At 73.4% G+C, this 15,140-nt stretch carries 11 protein-coding genes; 3 read left to right on the top strand and 8 right to left on the bottom strand.

The features are described from left to right. Positions 1 to 3 precede the first annotated feature (3 nt). From SXIN_RS02490 to pgfA, 6 genes are all read right to left on the bottom strand, one after another. A complete protein-coding gene (locus SXIN_RS02490; RefSeq protein WP_019708076.1) occupies positions 4 to 795 on the bottom strand; it encodes a class I SAM-dependent methyltransferase in 792 nt (263 codons plus the stop codon). Further along, positions 792 to 2,234 carry a condensation protein gene (locus SXIN_RS02495; protein WP_420341034.1) on the bottom strand — a complete coding sequence of 481 codons (1,443 nt, stop codon included), beginning with the start codon at positions 2,232 to 2,234 and terminating at the stop codon, positions 792 to 794. Before SXIN_RS02495 ends, SXIN_RS02490 begins: the two co-directional genes overlap by 4 nt. Beyond that, entirely contained in the window at positions 2,231 to 6,505 is a 4,275-nt protein-coding gene (locus SXIN_RS02500; RefSeq protein ID WP_095756517.1) for an alpha-(1->3)-arabinofuranosyltransferase domain-containing protein, read from the bottom strand. The genes SXIN_RS02495 and SXIN_RS02500 overlap by 4 nt, the downstream gene beginning before the upstream one ends. A gap of 22 nt (positions 6,506 to 6,527) precedes the next feature. Beyond that, on the bottom strand, positions 6,528 to 7,280 hold the full coding sequence (locus tag SXIN_RS02505; RefSeq protein ID WP_019708073.1) for a class I SAM-dependent methyltransferase: 753 nt from the start codon (positions 7,278 to 7,280) through the stop codon (positions 6,528 to 6,530). Between the two features lie 6 nt (positions 7,281 to 7,286). Beyond that, positions 7,287 to 8,519 carry a glycosyltransferase family 4 protein gene (locus tag SXIN_RS02510; protein WP_019708072.1) on the bottom strand — a complete coding sequence of 411 codons (1,233 nt, stop codon included), beginning with the start codon at positions 8,517 to 8,519 and terminating at the stop codon, positions 7,287 to 7,289. Positions 8,520 to 8,737: 218 nt separating this feature from the next. Continuing rightward, complete coding sequence (pgfA, locus tag SXIN_RS02515) at positions 8,738 to 9,769, bottom strand: cell envelope lipid trafficking protein PgfA (protein ID WP_019708071.1); 1,032 nt, start codon at positions 9,767 to 9,769, stop codon at positions 8,738 to 8,740. Positions 9,770 to 10,011: 242 nt separating this feature from the next. Here pgfA and SXIN_RS02520 point away from each other — a divergent pair, with 242 nt between their 5' ends. Both SXIN_RS02520 and SXIN_RS02525 read left to right on the top strand, forming a co-directional pair. Further along, entirely contained in the window at positions 10,012 to 10,194 is a 183-nt protein-coding gene (locus SXIN_RS02520; protein WP_019708070.1) for a hypothetical protein, read from the top strand. Between the two features lie 61 nt (positions 10,195 to 10,255). Beyond that, entirely contained in the window at positions 10,256 to 11,470 is a 1,215-nt protein-coding gene (locus SXIN_RS02525; protein ID WP_238153650.1) for a PucR family transcriptional regulator, read from the top strand. 106 nt (positions 11,471 to 11,576) lie between these two features. Here the strand turns inward: SXIN_RS02525 and SXIN_RS02530 are convergent, their stop codons facing one another. Next, positions 11,577 to 11,999 carry a secondary thiamine-phosphate synthase enzyme YjbQ gene (locus tag SXIN_RS02530; RefSeq protein ID WP_019706154.1) on the bottom strand — a complete coding sequence of 141 codons (423 nt, stop codon included), beginning with the start codon at positions 11,997 to 11,999 and terminating at the stop codon, positions 11,577 to 11,579. A 65-nt stretch (positions 12,000 to 12,064) separates the two neighbouring features. Between SXIN_RS02530 and SXIN_RS02535 the strand changes: the two genes are divergently transcribed. Further along, on the top strand, positions 12,065 to 13,150 hold the full coding sequence (locus SXIN_RS02535) for an FAD-dependent oxidoreductase (RefSeq protein ID WP_095756518.1): 1,086 nt from the start codon (positions 12,065 to 12,067) through the stop codon (positions 13,148 to 13,150). Between the two features lie 13 nt (positions 13,151 to 13,163). On the opposite strand, the gene SXIN_RS02540 is transcribed toward SXIN_RS02535, so the two are convergent. Beyond that, entirely contained in the window at positions 13,164 to 15,107 is a 1,944-nt protein-coding gene (locus SXIN_RS02540) for an ABC transporter ATP-binding protein (RefSeq protein WP_095756519.1), read from the bottom strand. Between the last annotated feature and the right edge of the window lie 33 nt (positions 15,108 to 15,140).

The raw sequence follows: 15,140 nt of genomic DNA on the forward strand, positions 1-15,140 counted from the left end.
GGGCTACACCTTTCTCGCATGGACGAGGAGGATGGAGGCGAGGGACGGCAGCCCGCAGGCCAGGCGGTCCAGCGGGCGGAGGGGGCGCGGCACTCCGTGGAACGGCGCACCGGCGACCCTCACCACCTCGAACCCCGACGCCGTCACGAACTCGCGCAGGGCGCGCGCCGTGTACAGCCGCAGATGGCCCACCACCTCGCTGCCCGGCCTGCCGTGGATGCGGCGCAGACTCACCTCCGAGAACACCGGCTGGACTCCGGCGAGCAGCAGCCCGCGGTTGTACCAGGCGGCGAGGTTCGGCGTGGAGAGCATCAGATGCCCCCCGGGGCGCAGCACCCGGTGCAGTTCGTCGAGCGCGCTGTCGGGGTCGACGAGGTGCTCGACGACCTCGCTGAACAGCACGGCGTCGGCGCTGCCGGAGGCGAAGGGCAGCCCACTGCCGGTCAGCTCGCCGCGGACGACGTGGCTCATGCGCCGCGCCGCCCGGCGCAGTGCGTCCTGCGACCAGTCGATCCCCACGACGCGGTGCCCGTCCAGTACGCGGGCGGCGGTCGCGCCCGCCGAGCCGTCCCCGCAGCCCAGGTCGAGCACGGTCGCGGCCGGGCGGCCGGGCCCCACGGGCCCGAGCGCGGCGGCCAGCATCCGGGCCTGGCGCAGTGTCCGGGCTTCCCCGGAGGCGACGGGAACGGCGGGGTTCTCGTAGAAGTCCCGCAGCCCGGGGGCGGGCGTCGCCGGCGGGGACGCCGGCGCCTCGGGCGATGTGCCGGCGGCGGAGCCGGTGGGCGAGGGGGTCATGACGGCCTCGTGTGGGGGGACGGGGTGACCTCTGAGGCCGCCGAGAGAGACTGATCGAACAAGTCGGCCAGGTGCGCGCCCGCCGCGTCGCCGAGCAGCGCCCGGGACCAGCGCAGCGTCACGTGCAGCCGCCCGCCGGTGGAAGCCGCCGCGACGCTCAGCCCGCGCGGCATCCGCGCCGGTGCGGAGAACCAGACGGCCGTCGCCCGGCCGGCGTCGCCGAAGTGCAGGGCGTACGGCACGCGGCCGATGTTGGTGACCAGCGCCGTCGACGTCCAGGGCGCCGCCGCCCGCCGAGCGGCACGGGTCAGCGCGCCCCGGATCCCGACCGGCAGCAGCCGCGCGGTCAGCAGGCTCGCCCCGGCCCCCAGTGGCGCACCCTGGGAGGACTTGAGCGCGCGGGTGCGCCCGGCGGTGGTGCGCAGCAGCCGGACCACGGCTGCCGGGTCCGGCCGCTCACCGAGCAGCAGGTCCGTGTCGCGCGGGTCCTCGGAGGCCATGCCCACTTCGACGAGCCGGGTTCCGTTCCCCATGGGCATCTCCCTGCCGCGCGGGCGGTCGTCGACGGGCATGGTGATCCGCACCGGACCGGCCGGCCGCCCCTGCGAGACGTTCCAGCGGCCCACCATCAGAGACACGGCGACCAGCAGTTGGTCGTTGACGGTCCAGGGAGGGGTTCCCCCGGTCCGCGCCGCACGCCGCGGGACAGGCAGCTCCACCTGCAGCATGCCGTTGCCCGCGGCGCCGGCGCGCACCGGCTCGGGGCGGGAGTCCGGCGCGACCCGTGCGGGCCGCGCGCGGACCGCGCGGCCGGTGCCGCCGGCCGCGCCCGGGGCCGGACCCGCGCGGCCCGGTCGAACCGGCGCGGGAACCGGGGCCGCGGCTGCGCCGCCGTAGTGTTCCGCGGTCGTGGCGAGCACCCTCAGCCCCGAGGGGGCGTCGAGAGCCGTGTGATGCGTCGTGAGCAACAGCACGGTCCGGGTCCGCGAGGATCCACCGCCCGCCGACGGCTCACCGGCGGCCGTTTCCCCGCTCACCTCGACGACCTCCAGGCGCATCGGCGGCGACAGGGTGAGCGGCGGGCAGTCCGTCAGGGCGCGGGCCCGGGCCCGGGCCAACGCGCCGGGTCCCCGCCCCGCGAAGCTCACCGGGTCGCCGTCCGGTTCGCCGGTCAGCTCCCACGCGAGGGTCTGCCGGTGCCGGCGCCCGGGCACTTCCCGCATCAGCACCCTGGGGTGCGTCAGCAGCGCCCGCCGGAACGCGGTCCGCAGCCGTGCGGGGTCCAGCCGTCCGGGCAGGTGGACCTCGATGTGCACGGTCTCCGGTTCGTCGTCACTGAGGCAGTGACGCGACACCTCATCGGTGGTCGGGAAGGGAATCCGGACCCCGCCGGGAGGGGGTGCGGTCCCCCGCCCGGCGGTCGTCCACGGCGAGATCACGCGGGGCCACCGCCTCCCGGCTGCCGACGGGGCGGCTCGGGTGGGAACCCGTCGCCGGTGCCTGCCGGCCGGGCCGTGACCACCGGTCCGGCCGCCTCCGGCGTGTCGCGACCGTCGTCGTCCGCCCCTTCCCTCCCGGCGGCCGCGGACGCCGGGCCTGCCGCCGTCACCAGGGCTGCGGACAGGGCCACCAGCGCCAGTACCTGCGCGAAGCCGCTGAACGCGCCGTGCCCGGCGGCGACCGGCTCCCCGGCGCCAAGGGCCGCGACGATGCCGGCTCCGGCCATCGCCGCCGCCGCGGTCGGCACCAGAACGGCCGGCCGGAACCGCGCCGCCACGGCGAGTACGGGCACCACCAGGGCCGCCGGACCCGCCGCCACCGCGACGACCGCGGTCAGCGCCAGCGTCCCCAGCACCATCCCCGGGGCCGCCGGCTCGGGCAGCCGCTCGTCGGCTCCCCCGGCGTTGCGCCTGCGGCCCGCGAAGGCCAGGGCGACGAGCGCGAGGAGCGCGATCACACCGCCGATCAGGGCTGCCCGGTACGGCCCGGAGGGCTCGAATTCCAGGTTCACCGTGCCGGACGCCCCGGCCGGGATCAGCCAGGCCTGCTGCCAGCCGTCGAGGCGCACCGACTCCAGCTCCGTGCCGTCCAGGGTGGCCTTCCAGCCGTCGTTGGCGTTCTCGTAGGTCTGCAGGTAGGCGGCCTCACCGGCGCCGGCGGACACCGAGACGGCCCGGCGGTCGTCGGTCCACTCGGTGACGGTGGCCTCGCGAGCCGATCCCGCCATCTCCTGCGGAGTGCCCCGGGTCAGCGTGACGTCGGTGATCGCCAGCGGGCCCGCGTCACCCGCCTCCACCGCGTGGTCGCCGGGCGGGAGTTCCAGCGTGCCGTCCTTCTCCTCCCCCGCGCAGAGGCTGACGGTGACGGGACGCCGCTCGGTGAGGTCCCGGACGGATCCGGATGCCTTCGTCTTGTGCAGGACACCGCCCACAGCGAGGTCCGGGCCCGCACCGCACGGCAGCGAGAAGCGCGCGGACGGCTTCGGCCGCGGCACCCGCAGATCGGCCAGGGCGGGAACGTGCACCTCGCTCAGCCCGACCGGCAGCTGCAACTGCGCGTCCGCCACCGGATTGTGGACGGTGAGCGGGGCGACCCTGCTGATCACGATGTCGAGCCGGTCCGTCTCGATCTCCGGGAAGCTGACCCGGCCGTTCTCGTCCACGTCGGCCGTCGCCGCGCCGTGCGGGGAGCTGATCATCACCTGCTCCGGCCGGGTGGACACCCCGCCCGCCGGCGCGAGGATGATCTCGTCGATCTTCTCCTTCCCGGGCCAGCTCAGGTGGATGCCCGGCCGGTCGCCCGCGATCCAGGCGGTTGTCAGATCACCGTCGACCAGGTTGCGGGCGCTGAGTGACATGCCGTTGCGGCTGGTGGAGTCCACGGAGGCCGTCACCCGGTTCTCCGGTCCGGGAGCCGAACGGTCGAGCAGCTCGTCCAACGGCCCGCCGGGTACGGCGACGGCTCGCGCCGCGACCTCGTACTCAGCCGTCTCCTTGGTGCTGAACTGCCGGTGCAGTCCGACCTCGGCCGACGCCGGCGACAAGCCGCCCGCGTCGGTGCCGCGGTGCAGGGAGTACACGGTCGCCGCCGCGTCGGTGTGCTCCGCGTCGGCCGGCAGCAACAGCATGCGCGTCACCTGCACGTCCGGGATCGACACCTCGGAGAAGCCGGCCCCGGACAGGCCCGGCCGGGCCTGTTGCGCGGCAACGATGCTGATCTTCATCCAGGAGGCTTCGCCGGCGGGTGCCTTGACGGTCTGCGGCGCGCCGTTCGTCTGCAGCGGGCTCTCGGCCGCACCGCGGTCGGTCTCGATCCGTACCCGCGTGGGCGCCGCGCGCATGCCGTCGCCCGGCAGGGGCGTCAGCTGGATGGAGGCGGGGATGTCGGTCGGCCGGGAGAAGTCCACCTTGAGCCACTGTCCGGCCGGCTTGCCCGGGCTGCCCTCGGCCCACGCGGTGTCCGGGTTGCCGTCGAAGGCGTTCACCGGGTCGTACTGCGGCAGGTGGAACAGCCAGTTGCCGCTGCTGGAAGCCGTCACGGACTCGGCGCCGCGCAGCTCCGCGGTCGTCTGGTGATCGGTGCCCTCCGACGGCAGGATCTGCTTGGGCTTCTCACCCGGGTTCTGCAGGCTGCCGGAGTGATTGCGCTCGTCCGCGGTGTACGTGTACGAGGTGTTGTTGTTGACCAGGCCGAACCGGGTGTCGGCTCGGCGCAGCCCGTCCGCGACCGCCTTCACCGGTGCGGTGACGTCCTCGGGAAGGGTGTCCCCGGCCAGTACGGCCGGCCGGCCGGTCATCGAGGGGTCGGCGGACAGCTGGAGCAGCGCCTCGGGTCCGCCGCTGACCACGGCCGTGTCGGCCGCGGCGGACACACCGACCCTGCCGGGCCGCCCGTCGCGGTCCTGCGGCTGGTAGATCTCCACGGCCTGGAGCCGCGGGTAGAGCCCCTGTACCTGGAGCGGGGTGTCGGCGGCGATGCGCCCGCCGGTCACCAGCGGGCCGAACGCGGCGACCTTGCGGTAGCCGGACGACTCCAGCGTCCGCTTCACCGTCTGCGGCGGGACGTAACCGATCTGGTCGGGGTCGAGGTCGTTGCGGACGACCACCTCGTGCATCCCGGCCCGTGCCAGGTACGCCTGGAGGCCCGGGACCTCGGTGCCGGACAGCAGCGCCTGCTCGACGGCGTCGGTCATACGGCGCGCGCCGGGCGTACCGAAGGGGACGAAGTCACGCTGCGCCCAGGGGGTTTCGGCCAGCACGTCGAACGGCTGGTCGATGGGGGAACCCCAGGTGTAGATGCCGTGCGCCGTCGCCGGTACGACCAGTGCCCGGCTCTCCGGGGCGTTGTCCTCCAGCCAGCCTGCGGCCTTCTCCCAGTGAGTGGGCAGTTTGGTGAACGCCCCGGGCTGCAGGATCGAGCCGTTGACGTACGGCAGCACCAGACCGGGCAGTACCAGCACCGCCGCGGCCGCGGGCACCCAGCGGCGGCCGGGAAGGGTGCGAGGACTCCTGCTCACGGACAGGACGGCCGTCAGGTGGGCCAGTCCCAGGGCGAGCGCGAGGGCCAGCCCCGGCTGGAACTTGTAGATGTTGCGGAACGGCTTCAGCGCCCCGTTCAGCCAGTCCTGGACGACACCGTGGAACGGACCGCCGAAGGCGCCGCCGTACCCGGCGAGCGTGATCAGGACGACGGCCAGAACGGTCAGCAGCAGCCAGCGACGCTCCGGCAGGTCCCGGCGGGCCAGGCCCGCCAGCCCCAGCGCCGCGGCGAACGCCGAACCGAGGATGGTGACGACGGAGGTCGCGACGGTCCAGCCGGCCGGCAGCCAGGCCTCGCCGAAGTTCAGATAGGCCACCCAGTTGCCGGCGCCGCGCAGCAGCTCGGTCGCGGACATGGTGGCGGTGGTGGTGTCGGCCTGTTCGACGTACGGCATGAAGTTCTCGCCGTAGGCGCCGAGCAGGAGCAGCGGCACCACCCACCACACGGTGGCCAGCACGACGCCCGGAATCCACCAGCCCAGCAGCGCGCGACGGCGCCGGCCGGGCGGGCGGCTGAGCAGATACAGGCCCACGGGCAGCAGCGCGGCCAGCGTCGAGGCGGCGTTCACCCCGCCCATGAAGGGGATCAGCAGGGCCGAACGTGCCGCGGCCATCCGGGGGCTCAGCGCCGCGGAGGTCAGGGGCAGCAGGACCCAGGGCAGCAGGGCACCGGGCAGCGCGGCGGCGGAGGTCGATCCGATGACGATCGTGAAGGTGGGCCACAGCGCGTACACCACCGCTCCGAGCAGCCGGGTCGCGGGTGTACCCACGCGCAGCCGTTCGGCGAGCCTGAGCGCGCCCCAGAAGGCGGCGGTCACGATGACCGACAGCCAGAGCCGCTCGGCCAGCCACACCGGCACCTGCAGGAGGTCCATGAACGCGTAGTAGGGGAGCGCCGGGAAGGCGTAGCCGATGTACTGGTTGGCTATGCCGCCGAGGCCCACGTTGCCGTTCCACAGCGACCCGAGGTCGCCGAGGAAGCGCTGGGGATCGAGGGCGACGCCGAGCTTGGTCTCGAACGTCATCTTCCCCGGGGACACCGCGAGGAAGCACACCAGCACGACGGCCCAGAAGCCGAACAGCAGGCGTCGTCGGTGCGGGGCCTCGGACGCCCCGGACGGCGTCGGGCCGGGCTGGGGCGCCCGGGCGGGCGCCTGGACCGCAGTGGTCATGACCGTTCCTCGCTTCGCTTGCTCATGGGCGTCGCCTGAGAATCAGCAACAGGTTCCAGGTGGCGATCTCGCGGAGTCCCGGCACCCGGGTGATCGTGCTCGCGAGGAACGGCCAGTAGCGGGACCGTGCCGTGACGACCTGCACGTCATCACGGCCGCGGACGTGCCGCAGGGTGGGACCGATGTGGACGGGGAACAGGTTCTCGCCGACGGTGTGCTTGGCCTCGCGGCCGGTGCGCCGTCGGTAGCGCGCGCGGGCCCGGTCGGCCCCGAGGTAGTGCCAGGGCGCGCACTCGTGGCCTCCCCAGGGGGAGAGCCAGTTGGTGAACGACAGGTAGATCAGTCCGCCGGGACGGGTGACCCGCGCCATCTCGCTGATGAACGTCTGCGGGTCCGACACGTGCTCCAGCACATTCGACGAGAAGCACACGTCGGCCGCACCGTCGGCGAGCGGCAGCAGATAGCCGTCGGCGAGCACCGCGTCCTCGGTGACCGGGCCGCCACGGGCGTTCAGCTCCCGCAGGTCGGGTTCGAAGAGGTAGCTCTGCGCGCCACGGCGGCGGAACTCCTCGGTGAAGTGGCCGCTGCCGCCGCCGATGTCGACGACGATCCTGCCGGGCAGATCGATGTGACGTGCCACTTGTGCGACCGAGTCACGGGCCAGCAGGGTGTAGCACCGCTCGGGGTTGCTCTGTTCGCGCAGGAACGCCCGGAGGAGAGCGGCCGACCGCTTCAGCGACGGATCCTTGAAGGCGCGTTCCGTGATCTCGGGCATGGCCGCTCATCTGCCGCGTCTGGGGGCTGTGGCGACCGCAGCCGCCTCGGCGGCGACCGCCTGGAACTGACGGACCGTCGAGCTCCAGCGGAAGCGCCGGGCGCGGTGCTCGGCGGCACGTCCCATGGCTGCGCGCCGGTCGGCACTGAGGGCCAGGGTGCACCACGCGGCGGCGAACGAACTCTCGCCCCGCGCGAGCACCCCGGTCACTCCGTCCTCGACGGAGTCGCACAGGCCGGGTATGTCGAAACCGATCGCGGGAGTGGCCCGTGCGGCTGCCTCGGTCACCACCAGCCCCCACCCCTCGACGAGGGAGGGGTGCAGCAGCAGCCACGCCTCGCACATCAGCCGGTGCTTCTCGGCCTCCGACACCCGGCCGGCGAACGTCACCGCGGGACCGGCCATGGCTTCGAGCCGCTCGCGTTCGGGGCCGTCGCCCACGATGACGAGCCGGCCGCCGGTGACCGGGCGGACCCGCTCCCACAGCCGGAGGAGCAGGTTGACGCGCTTGTACTCCACCAGCCGGCCGACGGCCAGGAACAGCGGTTCCTTCGCCTCGGGCAGCAGCGGGCCGGGGTCCTCGACGCCGTTGTTGACGATCCGGATACGGTCCGCGGCCACGCCGATGCCGCGCAGCTCGGAAGCGGTCGACTCGGAGACGGCCACCATCAGGTTGTCGCGATGGGTGCCTGTCAGCGCCCAGTGCTCCAGCCTGCGGCCGAGCCGTGCCGCCGGACCCGGGTAGCGCATCTGCCACAGATCCGTGTGCACATGGTTGACCAGGCACAGCGTTGGGCCGCGGTGCCACAGCGGCGCCAGGTACGGCATGCCGTTGCACACCTCGACCAGCAGGTCGCAGTCGCCGACCTCGCGGGCGAAGGCCGTCCTGGCCCGCAGGAAGTGGCCCGCGTCACCTCCCGCGGAGACCACCCGGTAGTGGCGTTCGGCGGCCGGGCCGCCGCACAGGAGCGTGACCTCGTGGCCGCCGGCGGTCAGGCCGTCGGCTATCCGGTCGATGAGCAGTTCCGAGCCGCCGGCGGCCTGGTTGCCCAGGTCACGGCGGGCGAGGAAGGTGATCCGGCGCGGCAGGGGCGCCGGGACGGACGCGACGTGCGGGTCGGCGGCGAGCGAGTCGGCGACTCGGCTGCCGGTGCGGGCTTGAGCGGTGCGGGCTTGAGCGGGGACGGAAACGGGGTTTTTCCGACCGGGGGGGTCCAGAGCGGACGTGCGCTGGGGCATAGAGGTGCTCCAACTCGGCGGCTGCGGGGCAGACGGGTGAGAGATGGCCGGGCTTCCGGGATGAAGCGCTGGGCTGGCTCGGTGTGCGGGTGCTGCGGGTGCTGCGGGTGCTGCGGGTGCCGGACCCGGAAGTGCGGTCGATGTGCCGGCACCGGGGCGGTGGCGGGCTCCTGAAGGTGGGACTCAAACCGGAGACACTGGATTACTCGGGGGTAACGTCAGTGTTGGTTCAGGCGACTCGTTCCGGCTACGTTCGCCGGTGACAAATTCGAGCTGTTCGACAACCCGTTTTCATCACTTTCTGAGTGTCCCGGCTGCCTACGGCCGCGGATCACCAGCACAGCGCCGGCGGCGGCGAGCAGGCCGCCCGCGATCCCGCCCCCGAGCGGCACGGTCTCGCCGAGCAGCTTCAGCCGGCCGGCGTCTTCGGAGGCGAGCTCCACCTGCTCACGCCGGGTCGCCTCGGTGAACTCCAGCCGCTTGCTGGAGAGCAGGGTGACGGCGTCCTTCTTCGAACCCGGGGCCCGCAGTGTCTTCGTCGGCGCGATCAGCGCGTTCATGATCCGGCCCGTGCGCGGTTCCACGACCAGCTCGATCCCCGCGTTGGAGTACCACTCCTCGGCCAGCACCTGACCCGACTTCGGCTTGCCCACCAGCACGCCGGGCACCTGACGGGTGCCGGTCCTGGTGGCCTCGACGCTGCCGGTGAAGCGGTAGCCCTCGTGCCCGTCGATCTCGGTGCTCCCGTCGTACTTGAGCGGCACGGTGCCGCCCCGGGTGCTGTCCCACCAGGCGTAGGTGCGCTTCTCGACGTCGAACGGGAACTTCAGGTAGGCCTCGCCCTCGAACTCGGGCTTCTCCTCGCAGCAGTGCACCGGCAGGTTCGTCCGGCGGTCGGTGACCCAGCGTTCGGTGGTCCACTGCAGGGATCTCCGCGGGTCGTCCAGCGGCAGGGTCTTCGGTGTGTCGATCTGTGTCGACACGTCCCAGACCGCGTGTCCGCTGCGCTCGCCGGCGGCTACGTCCCCCAGCACCCGGCGGGTGATCGTGATCGTCTTGTCGTCCACCGTGGTGACGGCCTCGGTGTCGAAGTAGCTGCCCTTCCCCTTGAAGACCGTCGTGGAGTTCACATCGGTCGGTGTGCGCTTGGCACGCGGCTCCACGTACCAGGCGAGCAGTTGGCTGAGCACCAGCAGAAAGACTCCGGCACCCAGCAGGATCAGGGAAAGAAGTGATGTGGAACGGCGCATGCGGATACTCCGATACGGGCGCGAGATGCGGGGGTGGTTCATGGGCCGTGCGGAAAGGGCCGCACGCACGGATTTCAGCTCGTCCGATGGCGAGGAGTGACTTACCCGGGAGTAACAGTGCCTGTGAACGGCGAAATTAGGCGGAGCTTGACCGCCTGTCAATGCCCGCGCATACTGACCGCGCCGGACCGGGCCGGCGCGCTGGGTGACAGACCTCATCGACTGAGAGGCCGATCATCCTCATGCCCAGACTGCTCGCCGCCTTCCTGACCTGCGTCGCCTCCGCCGTTCTGGCGACAGGCGCCGCCTTCGGGATCGTCGCCGCTCTCGACGCCACACCCGAGCAGCAGAATGTGCCGCTCGTCACGTTCCCCGACCCGCCCGCCGACGGTGCGTCCAGCACGCCGGGCCCCGGCTCGGACTAGGTTGGAAAGACGCAGGCCGGCTGACCGAGCGGCAGGTGGACCGGACATCCAGGAGCGGACTGTGGGAGCGTCGTCAGCGTGGCACGACGTGCCACGAGAGCGGATTCAGCGGTTCGCCGACCGCACCCTGGAGCAGGTCCCCGAGCTGGCACAGGAGATCCTCGCCGCGATCCGACGGGAGTACCCGGGTCTGGTCTTCATCCCCGGCGAGTCCGGAGAGCCGAAGGCCCTGGTGGCGATCCGGCACGCGCTGGAACTCTTCGTGGAACAGATGACCACGGGCTCGGACCGGCCGCGCGCCCTCCCCGAGATGTTCCAGGACTTCGGGCGCGGCGAGGTCACGCAGGGGCGCAGCCTGGACTCCCTGCAGGGGATCTACCGGCTGGCCGTGCGCCTCTCCTGGCGGCGTCTGGCGGAGATCGGCCAACGGGTCGACATCCCGCCCTCGGCCATGTACGAACTCGCCGAGTCCGCCTTCGAGTACCTCGACGTCATGGTGGCCCAGTCGGTACGCGGCTACGCCGAGGCCGTCGCCCGCCACGCCGGGGAGCGGCTGCGCCGGCAGCGGCTTCTCGTCGATCTCCTGCTCACCGAGCACCGCACGGACCCGTCCGGCGTCCTCGCCGACCGCGCGGCCGACGTGGGCTGGCACCTGCCGGAAAAGGTGGCGGTGGCCGTGCTGCTCCGCCCCGCCCTGGAGGCTGTCGCCCCCGCCGTGGGCGACGAGGTGCTGCTCGACATGGAGGGGGAGCAGCCGCGCCTGGTCGTGCCGGCTCCGGACGCCCCCGGACGCGCGGAGCTGCTGCACCGGGCGGTGGCCGGGTGGTCCGGCGCGATCGGCCCGTCGGTTCCCGTGGCGGAGGCCGTCACGTCGCTGCGCTGGGCGGAGACCGCCGTCGGGATGATCGAGCAGGGCCTGCTGCCGCGCGGGCGGCTCCTGCACTGCGGCGAGTACGTCGAAGCGCTGGTACTGCTGCCCGCGGGGGTGCTGATCGACGATCTGGCGCGGCGGCGGCTGGCGCGGCTGGACCGGTCCGTCGGCCCGGCGCACGCCCACCGTCTCGCCGAGACACTGCTGGCCTGGCTGGAAACGCGAGGGGGCGCCACGGAGGTGGCGGCCCGGCTCGGAGTCCACCCGCAGACCGTGCGCTACCGGCTGAAACAGCTCCGTGAGTTGTGGGGCGAGGACCTGGACGACCCGGACCGCCGCTTCGAACTGGAGCTGGTGCTTCGTGCCCGGCGGCTGCGAGGAGATCTCGTCCCACCGCCCGACTGACCCCGGGGCGGCACCGGCGGACTGCCCGGCGCGCCGCGCCCGGCGGCGCCGGGGCGCCGCGGTGCCAGGCGGGGGGACGGCCGGCCCCGCCCCGGGGCGCTCCGGGTCAGCCCAGGAAACTCAGCCTGACCTGACGCTCCGGATTGTCCCTGTTGGTGTCGACCAGGCAGACCGACTGCCAGGTGCCCAGCTCCAGCCGTCCGCCGACCACCGGCAGCGTGGCGTGCGGCGGCACGAGGGCGGGGAGGACGTGGTCGCGACCGTGCCCCGGGCTTCCGTGCCGGTGCCGCCACCGGTCGTCGGCGGGCAGCAGGTCGTGCAGCGTGGCGAGCAGGTCGTCGTCGCTGCCCGCGCCGGTCTCGAGGATCGCGATCCCGGCGGTGGCGTGCGGCACGAAGATGTTGAGCAGGCCGTCGCGCCCCGAGGCCGACGTGCGCAGGAATTCCACGCAGGCCCCCGTCAGGTCGTGGACCGTCTCCGCGGAGCCGGTGGCGATGTCGATCGTGCGGGTGTGAAAGGCATCGGACATGCCCCCATCCTGGCCGACCGCGCCCGGAGGGGAAGACTCCGGGGCCCCGTGGCGTTGTCCGAGCCATGACGGATGTGGGCGCACGGGACGTGGAAGTGGCCGTCGTCGGCGCCGGGCAGGCCGGTCTGTCCGCCGCGTACCACCTGCGGCGCGCCGGCTTCGCCCCGGACCGCGACGTCGTCGTCCTGGACCACTCCCCCGCGCCCGGCGGCGCCTGGCAGTTCCGCTGGCCGTCCCTGACGTACGGCAAGGTGCACGGCATGTACGACCTGCCGGGGCTCCCGCTGGTGGACGCTCCGGAGGACCGGCCGTCCTCCGAGGTCATCGGCGACTACTTCGCCCGCTACGAGCGGACGTTCGACCTGCGGGTGCACCGGCCGGTGAACGTCGCCTCCGTGTCCGAGGGCGCCGGGGGACGGCTGCTGGTGCGCACCCGGGACGACGGCGCCTGGTCGGCGCGGGCGCTGATCAACGCGACCGGCAGCTGGGACCGTCCGTTCCTGCCGCACTACCCGGGCGCGGAGACCTTCCGCGGACGGCAGCTCCACACGGCCGGCTACCGGGGACCGGAGGACTTCGCGGGTGAGCGGGTGGTCGTGGTGGGCGGCGGCACCTCCGCCGTCCAGCATCTGCTGGAGATCGCCGAGGTGGCGGACACCCTCTGGGTGACCCGGCGCCCGCCGGTCTTCCGCGACGGGCCGTTCGACGAACGGCGCGGCCGGGAGGCGGTCGCCCTGGTCGACGAGCGGGTGCGGGCCGGACTGCCGCCGCGGAGCGTGGTGTCGGTGACCGGGCTCGTCATGAACGAGGCGGTGCGGCGCGGCCGGGAGAGCGGCGTGCTGGAACCGCGCCCGATGTTCAGCCGGATCACCCCGGAGGGCGTGGCCTGGGACGACGGCGCCACCGCCGCGGCCGACTCGATCCTCTGGGCCACCGGCTTCCGCGCGGCCCTCGACCATCTGGCGCCGCTGCGCCTGCGCGAAAGGGGCGGCGGCATCCGGCTGGAGGGCACTCGCGCGGTCCGCGACCCGCGGGTCCATCTGGTCGGCTACGGGCCGTCGGCGAGCACCATCGGCGCCAACCGGTACGGGCGGGCGGCGGTGCGCGAGGTGCGGCGGCTGCTGGAGACACCGGCACGGGCCGCCGGCTGAGCGGCCCGTCCGCTCAGGGACCGGCCGCCACCGGAGCGGCCGCGGGGCCCGGGCCGCTCCGGGCGGTGGTATCGGGAGCACCGGCCGCGGCGGCGGCTTCGGCTCCCTCTCCGGCGGTGGCGGGGGTGTCCTCGGCACCCGGGCCCGGTGCCGTCCGGGCGTCCCGCCGGACGAGAGCCGCGTAGCGCCCGCCGCGGGCCATGAGTTCCGCGTGGGTGCCGCGTTCCACGATCCGCCCGCCGTCGAGGACCACGATCTGGTCCGCCTCGCGGATGGTGGAGAGCCGGTGGGCGATCGTGATCGTCGTGCGCCGTGCGGAGAGTTCGTCGATCGCCCGCTGCACGGCCTGCTCGGTGTGGGTGTCGAGGGCGCTGGTGGCCTCGTCGAGGATGAGGACCGGCGGGTCGCGCAGAATCGTCCGGGCGATGGCCAGACGCTGCTTCTCGCCGCCGGAGAAGCGGTAGCCGCGTTCACCGACGAGGGTGTCGTAGCCGTCCGGGAGACTCTCGATGTGGTCGTGGATCTGGGCGGCCCGGGCGGCGTCGCGGATCTCCTCGTCGGTGGCCCCCGGCTTGGCGAAGCGGAGGTTGTCGGCGACCGAGGCGTGGAAGAGGTACGTCTCCTGGGAGACGACGCCCACGGCCCGGGCGAGGGTGTCGAAGGAGAGGTCGCGGACGTCGGTGCCGTCGAGCAGCACCCGGCCGCCCGTGGCGTCGTACAGCCGCGGGACGAGATAGCCGAGCGTGCTCTTGCCGGAGCCGGTGGGGCCGACCACGGCGAGGCTGCCGCCGGCCGGGACGGTGAGGTCGAGGCCGGAGAGCGTCGGCGGCGCGCCGTCCCGGTCGTAGTGGAACTCGACGCCGTCGAAGCGCACTTCGCCGCGCACCCGCTCCAGGCGCACCGGCCGCTCCGGTTCGGTGATGTCCACCCGCAGATCGAGGTACTCGAAGATGCGCTGGAAGAGGGCGAGCGACGCCTGCAGCTGCACCCCGGTGGACAGCAGGCTGACCGTGGGCCGGAAGAGGCCCTGCTGCAGCGAGACGAAGGCCACGAGCGTGCCGATGGAGATCTGCGGTCCGCCCCCGCGCAGCGCCATCCCGGCGGCCCAGTAGATGATCGCGGGCATGGCCGCCATGACGACGCCGATGACGGCCATGCGCCAGCGGCCCGCCATGCTGGAGCGGATCTCCAGCCGCGCCAGCCGTTCGGACTCGCCGGCGAACTGGTCCGCGAGGGAGTCCGCCCGCCCCATGGTCCGGCCGAGCAGGATGCCGCTGACCGAGAGGGACTCGGTGACCATGGCGGACATCGCCGCCATCTGCTTCTGCCGCTGCGCCGTGATCTTCTTCCGCTCCCGTCCGACGCGGCGGCTGATCCAGACGAACAGCGGCAGCAGGAGCAGGGAGACCACGGTCAGCCGCCAGTCCAGGGCCAGCATGGCCACGACGGTGGCGACGACACTGGTGAGGTTGGAGACCAGCGAGGTGGCCGTGGAGGTGACGGTGGCCTGCATCCCGCCGATGTCGTTGGCGATCCGGGACTGGACCTCCCCGGTGCGGGTGCGGGTGAAGAAGGCGAGCGGCATCCGCTGCAGCCGGTCGTAGACGGCGGTGCGCAGATCGTGCATCACCCGCTGGCCGACGGTCGTCGAGATCAGCGTCTGCAGCACGCCGAAGACGCCCCCGGCCACGGCGGCGGCCAGCATGCCGAGGGCGAGCAGGCTCAGCAGCCCGGTACGGCCCTGCGGAATCGCGGTGTCGAGGATCTCGCGCAGCATGAACGGCGTGGCCACGGAGACGAGCGAGGAGGCGCCGACGAGCAGCCCGACGACCGCCAGCCGGCCCCGGTACGGGCGGAACAGACGCAGCACGCGCCGCAGTTCGACCGGGCGGTCCGAGTCGGGCACCGGCGGGGTCAACTGGCCGTCGGGTCCGGTGCTCAGGTCGTGGTGGCGCATGGGTTCCTTCGCGATGCTGGTGTTCCGGCCGGC

It is taken from the genome of Streptomyces xinghaiensis S187 (genome assembly GCF_000220705.2).
GTDB classification, from domain to species: Bacteria; Actinomycetota; Actinomycetes; order Streptomycetales; family Streptomycetaceae; genus Streptomyces; species Streptomyces xinghaiensis.

Coding starts and splice junctions, on each gene's coding strand:
- SXIN_RS02490 (WP_019708076.1), bottom strand. CDS start 795: ATGACCCCCTCGCCCACCGGCTCCGCCGCCGGCACATCGCCCGAGGCG.
- SXIN_RS02500 (WP_095756517.1), bottom strand. CDS start 6,505: ATGACCACTGCGGTCCAGGCGCCCGCCCGGGCGCCCCAGCCCGGCCCG.
- SXIN_RS02505 (WP_019708073.1), bottom strand. CDS start 7,280: ATGCCCGAGATCACGGAACGCGCCTTCAAGGATCCGTCGCTGAAGCGG.
- SXIN_RS02510 (WP_019708072.1), bottom strand. CDS start 8,519: ATGCCCCAGCGCACGTCCGCTCTGGACCCCCCCGGTCGGAAAAACCCC.
- pgfA (WP_019708071.1), bottom strand. CDS start 9,769: ATGCGCCGTTCCACATCACTTCTTTCCCTGATCCTGCTGGGTGCCGGA.
- SXIN_RS02520 (WP_019708070.1), top strand. CDS start 10,012: ATGCCCAGACTGCTCGCCGCCTTCCTGACCTGCGTCGCCTCCGCCGTT.
- SXIN_RS02530 (WP_019706154.1), bottom strand. CDS start 11,999: ATGTCCGATGCCTTTCACACCCGCACGATCGACATCGCCACCGGCTCC.
- SXIN_RS02535 (WP_095756518.1), top strand. CDS start 12,065: ATGACGGATGTGGGCGCACGGGACGTGGAAGTGGCCGTCGTCGGCGCC.
- SXIN_RS02540 (WP_095756519.1), bottom strand. CDS start 15,107: ATGCGCCACCACGACCTGAGCACCGGACCCGACGGCCAGTTGACCCCG.